Annotated in this window: 12 protein-coding genes and 1 pseudogene; 7 read left to right on the top strand and 6 right to left on the bottom strand. The window is 74.8% G+C overall.

Going from position 1 to position 10,614, the window contains the following annotated elements; genetic code table 11:
* Positions 1-89 precede the first annotated feature (89 nt).
* A complete protein-coding gene (locus ABTY20_RS33760; RefSeq protein WP_352000959.1) occupies positions 90-1,394 on the bottom strand; it encodes an MFS transporter in 1,305 nt (434 codons plus the stop codon).
* 60 nt (positions 1,395-1,454) lie between these two features.
* Positions 1,455-2,465, bottom strand: coding sequence for a DUF8017 domain-containing protein (locus ABTY20_RS33755; protein WP_352000958.1), 1,011 nt, complete (start codon positions 2,463-2,465; stop codon positions 1,455-1,457).
* 120 nt (positions 2,466-2,585) lie between these two features.
* Between ABTY20_RS33755 and ABTY20_RS33750 the strand changes: the two genes are divergently transcribed.
* Together ABTY20_RS33750 and ABTY20_RS33740 are read left to right on the top strand one after the other, a co-directional pair.
* A complete protein-coding gene (locus tag ABTY20_RS33750) occupies positions 2,586-3,038 on the top strand; it encodes a DUF4442 domain-containing protein (protein ID WP_352000957.1) in 453 nt (150 codons plus the stop codon).
* Positions 3,039-3,308: 270 nt separating this feature from the next.
* A complete protein-coding gene (locus tag ABTY20_RS33740; RefSeq protein WP_352000956.1) occupies positions 3,309-3,947 on the top strand; it encodes a DedA family protein in 639 nt (212 codons plus the stop codon).
* Between the two features lie 54 nt (positions 3,948-4,001).
* Here ABTY20_RS33740 and ABTY20_RS33735 read toward each other — a convergent pair whose 3' ends face one another.
* A complete protein-coding gene (locus ABTY20_RS33735; protein WP_352000955.1) occupies positions 4,002-4,532 on the bottom strand; it encodes a gamma carbonic anhydrase family protein in 531 nt (176 codons plus the stop codon).
* Between the two features lie 115 nt (positions 4,533-4,647).
* Here ABTY20_RS33735 and ABTY20_RS33730 point away from each other — a divergent pair, with 115 nt between their 5' ends.
* The 3 genes from ABTY20_RS33730 (at position 4,648) to ABTY20_RS33720 (ending at position 6,746) form a co-directional block, all read left to right on the top strand.
* Entirely contained in the window at positions 4,648-5,445 is a 798-nt protein-coding gene (locus tag ABTY20_RS33730; protein ID WP_352000954.1) for an acyltransferase, read from the top strand.
* Between the two features lie 127 nt (positions 5,446-5,572).
* Entirely contained in the window at positions 5,573-6,145 is a 573-nt protein-coding gene (locus ABTY20_RS33725; RefSeq protein ID WP_352000953.1) for a helix-turn-helix domain-containing protein, read from the top strand.
* A 43-nt stretch (positions 6,146-6,188) separates the two neighbouring features.
* Positions 6,189-6,746: a YbaK/EbsC family protein gene (locus tag ABTY20_RS33720; protein WP_352000952.1), complete on the top strand. Its 558-nt coding sequence runs from the start codon at positions 6,189-6,191 to the stop codon at positions 6,744-6,746.
* Between the two features lie 4 nt (positions 6,747-6,750).
* On the opposite strand, the gene ABTY20_RS33715 is transcribed toward ABTY20_RS33720, so the two are convergent.
* Positions 6,751-7,797, bottom strand: coding sequence for a cation diffusion facilitator family transporter (locus tag ABTY20_RS33715; RefSeq protein ID WP_352000951.1), 1,047 nt, complete (start codon positions 7,795-7,797; stop codon positions 6,751-6,753).
* 73 nt (positions 7,798-7,870) lie between these two features.
* On the opposite strand from ABTY20_RS33715, the gene ABTY20_RS33710 reads away from it, so the two are divergent.
* Positions 7,871-8,218: an ArsR/SmtB family transcription factor gene (locus ABTY20_RS33710; protein ID WP_352000960.1), complete on the top strand. Its 348-nt coding sequence runs from the start codon at positions 7,871-7,873 to the stop codon at positions 8,216-8,218.
* Between the two features lie 12 nt (positions 8,219-8,230).
* On the opposite strand, the gene ABTY20_RS33705 is transcribed toward ABTY20_RS33710, so the two are convergent.
* Positions 8,231-9,454, bottom strand: a complete 1,224-nt coding sequence (locus ABTY20_RS33705) for a 4-hydroxybenzoate 3-monooxygenase (protein ID WP_352000950.1) — start codon at positions 9,452-9,454, stop codon at positions 8,231-8,233.
* A gap of 60 nt (positions 9,455-9,514) precedes the next feature.
* Positions 9,515-9,922, bottom strand: coding sequence for a CoA-binding protein (locus tag ABTY20_RS33700; RefSeq protein ID WP_352000949.1), 408 nt, complete (start codon positions 9,920-9,922; stop codon positions 9,515-9,517).
* Positions 9,923-10,128: 206 nt separating this feature from the next.
* On the opposite strand from ABTY20_RS33700, the pseudogene ABTY20_RS33695 reads away from it, so the two are divergent.
* Positions 10,129-10,614: pseudogene (locus ABTY20_RS33695) on the top strand (hypothetical protein); the annotation flags it as partial.

The raw sequence follows: 10,614 nt of genomic DNA, 5'->3' as shown, positions 1-10,614 counted from the left end.
GCGCCAACGCGGAGCGTCGGCAACTGACGACAACGCGGCAGATGCGCGTGCCAAGCCCCGCGACGCCGACATGATCCAAACGAGAGGCCCTAGTCGAGGCTCGCCCGGGGACGCTCGCCGTCACCGGTCCCGAGCGGCCGGCCGTCCCCGGCGCGGGCTCCGGCGACCTCCCGGGGCCGACGGCGCAGATCGCGCACGTCGGGGACGCACAGGACCGCCGCCGTGACGACCACGACCAGCGCGGCGCACCCCCACAGCGCCTCCGGGCGGCCGAACGCCGCCTCCGCCGGGCCCGCCAGGGCCATCGCCGCCGGCACCAGCGCGACCGAGCCGAACCAGTCGTACGCCGAGACCCGGGACAGCTTCTCCTCCGGTATCTCCTGGTGCAGCGCGGTCATCCAGGAGACGCCGAACACCTCCAGGGACACGCCGGTCACGAACATCACCGCGCACAGCACGGCCACCGGCGCGGGCACGGCGAGCGCGGCGGACGGCAGGGCCAGCGGGAACACGCACAGGGTGCCGACGAACAGCAGACGGCGCGGCTGCCAGCGGGTCATCAGCAGCGCGCCCACCACCGTGCCCCCGCCGAAGAAGGCCAGCGCCACGCCCCACGGCCCGGCGCCGCCCAGGTGGTCCCGGGCGACGAGCGGTCCGTAGACCGCGTCGGCCGCGCCGACGACCGCGTTGGCGACGGAGAACTGGACGACGATGCCCCACAGCCAGGGCCGGCCGGCGAACTCCCGCCAGCCCTCCTTCAGATCGGCGAGCATGCCGCCGCCGGGTGCGCGCGGCGGTATGTGCCTCACGTCGAGGAACGCCCGCAGCGCCGCCGCGACCGCGAAGGCCGCCGCGTCGGCCGCCAGCACCCAGCCGGGCCCGATCGCGGCGACCATGGCCCCGCCCAGCGCGGCCCCGCCGAGCGTCGCTCCGTGCATCGCCATCCGGAAGACCGCGAACGCCCGGCCGGCCTGCTCGCCCTCGACCGAGGACAGCAGCATGCCCTCGGCGGCCGGGTTGAAGAACGCCTGGCCCGCGCCGCCGAGCGCGCTGAGCAGCATCATCTGCCACAGCCGCGCCTCGCCCGCCAGGACCAGCGCCGCGAAGGCGGCCTGCGAGACACAGTTCAGGGCGTTGGCCGCGACCATCACCCGGTGCCGCGGCAGCCGGTCCGCGACGGCCCCGCCGATCAGCAGGAACAGCACCAGCGGCAGGGTGCGGGCGGCGGCCACCAGACCCACGTCGCCGCCGTCGCCGCCCGCGCCCAGCACGGCGAACGCGGCGGCGATCAGCGCGCCGTGGCTGCCCAGGTTGGTCACCACGGCGGCGGCGGTCAGCAGGGAGTAGTTGCGGCCCGCCCAGGCGGGGCGGCGGCGGAGGACGGTGGTCGGCATCCCGTGACTATCGCCGGGCCGGGACCGACTTGCCAAATGGGCCGCCGCCCTCCCGGCCCGCTACGACCCCTGCGGCCCGTCCTCCGTCAGGCGCACCGTGCTGAGGATCTTCTGCACGGTCGCCTCCGGGATCTCGTCCTTGACGCCCTTGGCGCCGTACAGGTTCCAGGTGACGAAGTCCCCGGCGCCGTTCTTGAAGGCGAACGTGATCGCCTTGCCGTCGCTGTCGCACTTGCCGTTCTGCGGGGTGTTCTCCGAGCGCGCCGTGGCCACGCTGCCCTTGAGACCGGAGGCCGTGGTGTACGGCTTCGGCTTCTCGTACTCGATGCTCTTCTTGTCGGGCTGCGTGTACCCGCCGTAGATCCACCAGGGCACCCGGGTCTCGGCCGCCATGTCCGTGTCCTTGGCGCCGTTCTCACCGCGGGTGCCGGCGGTGGCGAGGGCGGTGTTCTCCTCGCGGCCGTCCTTGTTCTCGTCGCTCGTGCACCACTTGGACTTCAGGTACGCGGGGGCGGTGACGGTGGTGGTGCTCAGTTCCCCGTCCTTCTCCTCCCACTCGAAGCCCACGCTGGTGCCGGGCGTCTCGATCTCCCAGTCGGCGGGGACGTCGAACTTGGTGCCGAAGCGCGTGTTGACGACGACCTGCCAGCCCGGAACGGTCGCCTTCTCCCCCTCGCCGCCGCGCGGGTTGTCGTCCGAGGCGGAGGCGCTCGGTTCCGCGGAGGTGTCCTCGGACGCGGTCGCGGTCGGCTTGGCGTCCTTGCCGCCGCCGGCCTCGTCGTCCTTGTCGCCGCCGAGCACGAGGAACCCGGTGACACCGGCGGCCACGACCACGGCCGTCGCCGCCAGGACCGCCACCAGCTTCGTCCTGTTCCCGCCGCCCCCGCCCTGCGGCGGCTGAAGCCCGCCCGGCACGGTCTGCGCCCCCCACCCCGGCTGCTGCTGGTACGGGTTCGGCTGCTGGTAGCCGGGCTGCTGGTACGGATTCGGCTGCTGGTACCCCGGCTGCTGGTACGGGTTGTCCGACTGCGGGTTCTGCTCGCCCCCGGGCGGCTGCTGTCCTGGCCACATGGGCAGCAACCCTAGCCGCGCCGAGGACACGACGAGGTCACCGCCTTTCGACGGGAACGTAGCGAACCCGGTGCCGCCCGGCATGGCGACTCGATGTTACCCATGGGTAGCATATCGCTCATGAGCGCAGCCCGGATGACCATCGGCGAGATGCTCGCCGCCGCGGTGCCCATGGCCCGGACCCTCGGCCTCCGGTTCCTGGAGGCCGCGCCCGAGCGTGCCGTGGTGGTCCTGCCGGACCGGGCCGACCACCACAACCACGTGGGCGGACCGCACGCCGGCGCGGTGTTCGCCCTCGGCGAGTCGGCGGGCGGCGCGCTCGTGCTCGCCGCGTTCGGGGACCAGCTCGCGCGGGCCGTGCCGCTGGCCGTCCGCGCCGAGATCGCCTACCGGAAGCTGGCGATGGGCACGGTCACCGCCACCGCGACCCTCGGCCGCCCGGTCGCCGAGGTCGTGGCGGAACTCGACGGGGGCGTACGCCCCGAGTTCCCGGTCTCGATCGTCATCCGCCGCGAGGACGGCGCCGTCACCGGCGAGATGACCGTCGTCTGGACCCTGCGGCCCCACGGCTGACCACAGGGCCCTTCGGCCCGGTGGAGGCCTCCGGGGAGTCGTCGCCGGTGGTGGCCGGCCGCCGGATCCGCCGCAACCCGTTCGGGACGCGCACCGGACCCGTCGCCCACGCCGTGACGCACCACCGCGCCGCACCCGTCGCCGTCGTGGCGCACGGCCGAGGAGCACGGTGGGAACACATGAGCGCCGGGGACCGTGGTCCGACCCGGTAGGCTTCCCGTTCGTGCGCCGGGACCCGGCGCACGAACGGCGGACCGGGAGGACAGGGCGTTGCACGTGCAGGAGTGGCTCGAGACCGTACCCGCGGTCGCCGTGTACGCCCTGGTGGGGCTGGTCATCGGGCTGGAGAGCCTGGGCATCCCGCTGCCGGGCGAGATCATCCTGGTCTCCTCCGCGCTGCTCGCCTCCCAGCACGGCGACATCGACCCGGTGGTCCTCGGCGCCTGTGCCACCGCCGGCGCGATCATCGGCGACTCGATCGGCTACGCCATCGGCCGCAGGGGCGGGCGTCCGCTGCTGGCCTGGCTGGGCGCCAAGTTCCCCCGCCACTTCAGCGAGGCGCACATCGCGACCGCCGAGCGGTCCTTCACGAAGTGGGGCATGTGGGCCGTCTTCTTCGGCCGTTTCGTGGCCCTGCTGCGCATCTTCGCCGGTCCGCTCGCGGGTGTGCTGCGGATGCCGTACTGGAAGTTCCTGACCGCCAACGTCCTCGGCGGCATCCTCTGGGCGGGCGGCACCACCGCCGTCATCTACTACGTCGGCATCGTCGCCGAGTCCTGGCTGAAGCGCTTCTCCTGGCTGGGCCTGGTGCTGGCGGTCCTGATCGGCGTGACGTCGATGCTGGTGCTGAAGCGCAAGGCGAAGAAGGCGGCGTCGCCCACCCCGGAGCCCGTTCCCGCCGGCGAGTGAGGCCCCGGCCGGGGCGCGGGGGCAGCCGCGCGGGCGCGGCCGGCCCCCGGGGTCTCACGCGCCGTGCTCCTCCCGGTGGGCCTTCGCCAGCTCCGCGTACATCGTGCCGTTGAGGGTGAGTCCCTCCCGCTCCTCGGACGTCAGCTCCCGCCGGACCTTCGCCGGCACCCCCGCGACCAGCGACCCGGGCGGCACCCGCATCCCCTGCGGCACCAGCGCCTGCGCGGCGACGAGGGACCCGGCGCCGATCACGGCGCCGTTGAGCACCGTCGCCCCCATGCCGATCAGGCAGTCGTCCTCGACGGTCGCCCCGTGCACCACGGCGTTGTGTCCGATCGACACCCGCTCGCCCACGCTGACCGGAAACCCCGGGTCGGCGTGGAGCGTGCAGTTGTCCTGCACGTTGCTGCTCGCCCCGACGGAGATCCGTTCCACGTCACCGCGCAGCACCGCCCCGTACCAGACGCTCGCGCCCGCGTGCAGCGTCACGTCCCCGATCACCGAGGCCGTGGGCGCCACGAAGGCGTCCCCGTCCACCTCCGGCTCCCTGCCCCCGATACCCGTGATCAGTGCGCGGTGCGTCATCGCCCTCTCCTCCACCCGCCGTCCTCGACCCCACGCACCGTACGCCAACCCGGTGGGGTGAAGATCACAGGGGCTCCGGCCCGTCGGCGGGCCGCCCGCCGACTACGGTGAGCGGGTGCCGAAGCGCAAGAACACGTTCTCGTCCTGGCCGCGCCGCCTCGCTCAGCGCGCGGTCCACGCGGGCTGGACCTGGGCGCAGCGCACGGGCTCGGTGACCGCCGAGCACCCCGGCCGCTTCCGCTTCGGGGCGATGGGAACAGGTACCAGGCTCGCCTTCCCGCTCGGCACGGTCTTCGGCGAGCCCTGGATCCGCATCGGCGCCCACTGCATCATCGGCGAGCAGGTCACCCTCACCGCCGGCCTGATGCCCGGTCTCGACCTCGGCCCGGAGCCGATCCTGCGGATCGGCGACGGTGTCGTGCTCGGCCGCGGCAGCCACGTCATCGCCGACACGACCGTCACCATCGGCAGCGACTGCTACTTCGGGCCGTACGTCTACGTCACCTCCACCAACCACTCCTACGACGATCCGCACGAGCCCATCGGCAAGCAGTGGCCGCGGATGGAGCCGGTGGAGATCGGCCCCGGCTGCTGGATCGGCACCGGCGCGGTGATCCTGCCGGGGGCGCGCGTCGGACGGAACGTGGTGGTGGCCGCGGGCGCGGTGGTCCGGGGCGCGGTGCCCGACCACGCCGTGGTCGCGGGCGCCCCGGCCCGGGTGGTACGCCGCTGGACCCCCGACGGCGGCTGGCAGCCGCCGCTGCGCACCCCGGCTCCCGTGCCGATCCCGGAGGGCATCACACCGGAGCAGTTGCGGGCGTTGTCGGAGCTGGACGAGGAGAGCGTCGCACGGCTCGCCGACATGGACGAGAAGGACGTGCCCCGGCTCCCCGAGCTGGAGCCCGAGGGCTGAGCGGGCCCCGGCCGCGGCCGGGGCCCGCTTCGGCCGCAGTACAGTGCGGTGGGCGACCGGGCCCGCCCCGCGGCGGCCGGACACCGCGGTTCCGGGCGCCCCAGGTGACGGACGGAATGGACGGAATGTGTCGGACCTCGACCTGCTGACCCGGTCCCTGGCGCGCAACGTCAGGCGCTGGCGCACCGAGCGGGGCTTCACGCTGGACACGCTCGCGGCGCGGGCCGGCGTCAGCCGCGGCATGCTCATCCAGATCGAACAGGCCCGCACCAACCCGAGCATCGGCACGGTCGTCAAGATCGGCGACGCGCTCGGCGTCAGCGTCCCCACCCTGCTCGACTACGAGCGGGGCCCGGAGGTCCGGATCGTCCCCGCCGACCAGGCCGTGCGGCTCTGGCACACCGGGGGCGGCAGCTACAGCCGGCTGCTCGCCGGCACCGAGGCACCCGGACCGCTGGAGATGTGGGACTGGCGGCTCATGCCGGGCGAGAGCAGCGACTCCGACCCGCACCCCGCAGGCACGGTCGAACTCGTCCACGTCATGTGCGGGGAACTGACCCTCACCGTCGACGGAGCGGAGCACCGGGTGCCGGCCGGCGCCAGTGCCTCCTTCGAGGCCGGCACGCCGCACACGTACGGCAACCAGGGCGACGTCCCGATGGAAATGATCATGGCCGTCTCGGTGCCGCCCGTGCGCTGAGACACTCCGCGAAGGACCCGCGGACGGCTGTTACGGTGCGGCCATGCGCGCACCCATCGGAGACTTCGACCACGCCGCCCCCGCCCCCGACCGCCTCGACGAACTCACCGCGCCGGTCGCCGCCGCCGTCCGCGCCTGGAGCGGCGGCGTCCCCGCCGACCAGGTGCTCTACGTCGACACCGATCCGCGCTGGGCGGACACCGCCGTCTTCGTCGAGCACTACGGCCGGGACCTGCTGGAGCGGTCGGCGAACTGCGTGGTGGTGGCGGGCAGGCGCGGCGGGGAGACCACGCTCGCCGCGTGCGTCGTCCTGTCCACCACCCGGCTCGACGTCAACGGGGTCGTACGGCGTCACCTCGGCGCCCGCAAGGCCTCCTTCGCCCCGATGGACACGGCCACGGGGGAGACCGGCATGGAGTACGGCGGCATCACCCCGATCGGGCTGCCCGGCGACTGGCCGGTGCTGGTGGACGCGGCCGTCGTGGACCTGCCGTACGTGCTCGTCGGCAGCGGCCGGCGGCGCGGCAAGCTGCTGGTGCCGGGCAAGGCGTTCGCGGAGCTTCCCGGAGCGGTCGTACTGGAGGGGCTGGGCGTGGCCTGACGGGTCACCGCACCGCGTGGTGGGCGAGCGGCAGGTGCGGGTCCGCCGCGCCGGGCACCGGCTCCGGGTCGGCGTGGACCAGGGCGGCGGTCAGCCGGGGGACGGCGTGCAGCAGTGCGTGCTCGGCCTCGACGGTGACGCGATGGGCCTCGCGCACCGTCGCCCCGCCGTCCACCACGACCGCCACCTCGGCGCGCAGCCGATGGCCGATCCAGCGCAGCCGCAGCTCGCCCACCCCGCGCACGCCCGCAACCCCGGCCAGGGCCCGCTCGGCCCGGTCCACCAGCGCCGGATCGACGGCGTCCATCACCCGCCGGAACACCTCCCGCGCGGCGTCCCGCAGCACCAGGACGATCGCCGCCGTGATCGCCAGCCCCACCACCGGGTCCGCGTACCGCCACCCCAGGGCCGCGCCGCCGGCACCCAGCAGCACGGCCAGTGAGGTGAACCCGTCCGTGCGGGCGTGCAGTCCGTCGGCGACCAGCGCGGCCGAGCCGATGGCCCGTCCGACCCGGACGCGGTACCGGGCGACCCACTCGTTGCCCGCGAACCCCACCAGGGCCGCGACGGCCACCACCGGGACGTGCTCGACGGGACGCGGGTCCAGCAGCCGGTCCAGCGCCGTCCAGCCGGCGAAGGCCGCGGACGCGGCGATCGTCAGCACGATCGCGAGGCCCGCCAGATCCTCCGCGCGCCCGTAGCCGTAGGTGAAGCGCCGGGTGGCGGCGCGTCGGCCCAGGACGAAGGCGATGCCCAGCGGAACGGCGGTCAGCGCGTCCGCGGCGTTGTGCACCGTGTCGCCGAGCAGTGCCACCGAGCCCGACACGGCCACCACCGCCGCCTGCGCCAGCGCCGTCGTGCCCAGCACCGCCAGCGAGACCCACAGCGCGCGCATGCCCCTCGCCGAGGACTCCAGCGCGGAGTCGAGCCTGTCGGCCGTCCCATGGGAGTGGGGGGCGGACGGACGGGCGGGGCGGCGCAGCGTCGAAGCCCGGTGGTGCCCGTGCCGGTGGTGGTGCGCGTGTCCGTGCCGGTGGCGGCGGTCGCTCATGGGCGTCCCCTTCCGGTGCGCGAGGTGGACGCGGCGGCGTCCCCGCCGCCATTATGTGCGTGTGAGCGCACCCATGCACCTCTCACCTGCGCACGACGCGCACCCGCGCACCCCCGGCGAGGATCACTTCGCGCTCGCGGCGGAGCTGCTCGCCCTGCTCGGCGACCGCACCCGGCTGACCCTGCTGCACGCCCTGAGCGGCGGCGAGGCCGACGTCACCACGCTCACCGAGGCCTGTGGCGCGGCGCGGCCGGCGGTCAGCCAGCACCTGGCGCGACTGCGCCTCGCGGGACTGGTGGACACCCGCAAGGAGGGCCGCCGGGTGATCTACTCCCTGCGCGACGGCCATCTGCGGCGGCTGCTGGACGAGGCCCTGAACGTGGCCGACCACCGGATCGGCGACCGCCCCCCGCACGACTGACGGGGCCGGGCCTCAGTACCGCGCGGCCGTGCCGAGGTACTGCTCCGCGAAGGCGGCAGCGGCGGCGGGGGAGGAGAACAGACGGCGCAGCCGGGCCAGGGTGGTGCCCGCGCGGAACGGGTCCCCCGCCGCGCTGCCGTGGTACAGCTCGGACAGCCACTGGGAGAACTCCTGGTAGTCCCACACGCGCCGCAGACAGGCCCGCGAGTAGCCGGCCAGTCCGCTGTCGTCGCCCCCGGTGAGCCGGGCGGCCAGCGCGTCGCCCAGCAGGAACGCGTCGTGCAGGGCCAGGTTCAGGCCCTTGGCGGCGATCGGCGCGACCAGGTGGGCCGCGTCCCCGGCGAGGTACAGCCGCCCGAACGCCATCGGTTCGGTGACGTAGTCGTGCATGTCCAGCACGCGCTTCTCGATCAGCCGCCCCTCGGCCGGCGGGGCCGCCCCGGCCGCCCCCAGCCGGCGCCGCAGCTCCGCCCAGACGCGCTCGTGCGGCCAGTCGTCCGGGTCGTCGCCGGGCGGGCACTGGAGGTAGTAGCGGGTCACCCCGGGACTGCGGGGCATCTGACCGGCGAAGCCGTCCGGGTGACAGCCGAACAGCACGCAGTCGGCGGACGGCGGCGCCTCGGCGAGCAGGGCCAGCCACCCGATGCCGTAGTCGTGGCGTGCCACCCGGACCCGCTCCGCGGCGACGGACGCCCTGGTCACCCCGCGGGCGCCGTCGCAGCCCGCGACGAAGTCGCAGACGACGACCTCCCGCCGGCCCGTCTCCGGGCGGACGTACGACACCGACGGGCGGTCGCCGGCCGGATCGTGCAGCCGTACGTCGCGCACGCCGAACCGGATGCCCCCGCCCCGCACGTCCGCGTACTCCCGCACCAGGTCCGTCACCAGCAACGGCTGCGGGTACACCCAGTGGTGGCTGCCCGTCAGCTCCCGGTACGGGAAGCGGTACCGCCGCCCGCCGAAACGGAACTCGCACGCGGTGTGCCGCTCGGCCCGTTCCAGCAGGTTCCGCGCCAGGCCCCGACGCTCCAGACCGCGTACGGCCCACTCCTCGATCACCCCGGCCCGCGGCCGCCGTTCGATGAACTCCCGGCTCTCGGCCTCCAGGACCAGACAGTCCACACCGGCCGCCCGCAGGATGTTGCCGACGGTGAGCCCCGCGGGGCCCGCGCCCACGACGACGACCGGACAGCGGCGCGGGGAAAGGGAGTCGAGGCGGGGGGAACGCTCGTCCATCGCGCCATTATGGCGGCGCGGCGCCCCCGCGACAGGTCCTGGGACCCGGCGCGGAGGTCCCTAGCCGAGCCGGGGTATCTCGATCGCCGGGCAGCGGTCCATCACCATCTCCAGGCCCGCCGCGCGGGTCCGCCCGTACGCGGCCTCGTCGATGACGTCGAGCTGGAACCACACCGCCTTGGCGCCCTTGGCCACCGCCTCGTCCGCGACGGCCCCGGCCAGCTCGCCGTTGACGAACACGTCCACGACGTCCACCTCGAAGGGGATGTCCGCGAGGGAGGCGTAACCCCGCTCGCCGTGCACGGTCTCGGCCTTCGGGTGCACCGGCACCACGCGCTTGCCGAACCGCTGGAGCACCCGGGCCACGCCGTACGCCGCGCGCTGCCGGTTCGACGACAGGCCGACCACGGCCCAGGTGTCACCGAGTCCGGTGAGGATCTTGCGGACCGTCGCCTCGTCGCCGTACACCGTCGGCCTCCCGGGAGTCGTGAAAGGGCTGTCACCCCGCACAACGAAGCGGGACGCGCGGTGATTCCCGGCCCCGTCCGTTCCCCGCCGGTGGCCGGTGGACCGTACCGGTCACCGGGCCGCCCGGAGCCGGGAACCGCACACGGCGACCCGGAAAGCGGCCCGGAATACCTGCGGACGCCCGCTCACGCGCCTACGCTCGCCCCGTGCTGCGCATCACCGACGCCCGAACCGGCGAACCCGTGGACGCCGCCCCCGCCCGGCGGGGCCTGACCCGGGTCGAGGCCCACACCCAGGGGCTCGATCCGACGAACCTGCGTGTACTGCTCGTCGCCGACCTGCTCGTACGTGCCCTGGAGCTCGGCGGCACACCGGTCTGGGCGCTGCTCACCGGCGAACGGCAGCGGGCGGAGCTGCGCGCGGCGGGCGCGGCCCTCGGGGTCCGCCCCTTCGAGGACGGCGGGGAGGCCGGCACCGGCCTGGGCGAGGCCCAGGTCCTGCACGTGGTGAGCGAGGACGGCACGGCACCCGACGGCGTGCGCGTCACCGTGGCCCCCGTGCACGGGGAGACGGGCGACGCCGATCCCGCCGCCCTGCGCCTGGCCCTGCTCACGCGTCCCAGGAGCGAGCCCGTGACGGTCGGCCCGGCCGCCCTGGCCGACGCCGCCGGCACCCTCGACCGCTGGCGCCGG

This window comes from Streptomyces sp. NPDC126497 (assembly GCF_040302425.1).
Classification (GTDB): domain Bacteria; phylum Actinomycetota; class Actinomycetes; order Streptomycetales; family Streptomycetaceae; genus Streptomyces.
Note: the sequence above shows the minus strand (reverse complement) of the source record. Positions and strands in the feature narration are given on the sequence as shown.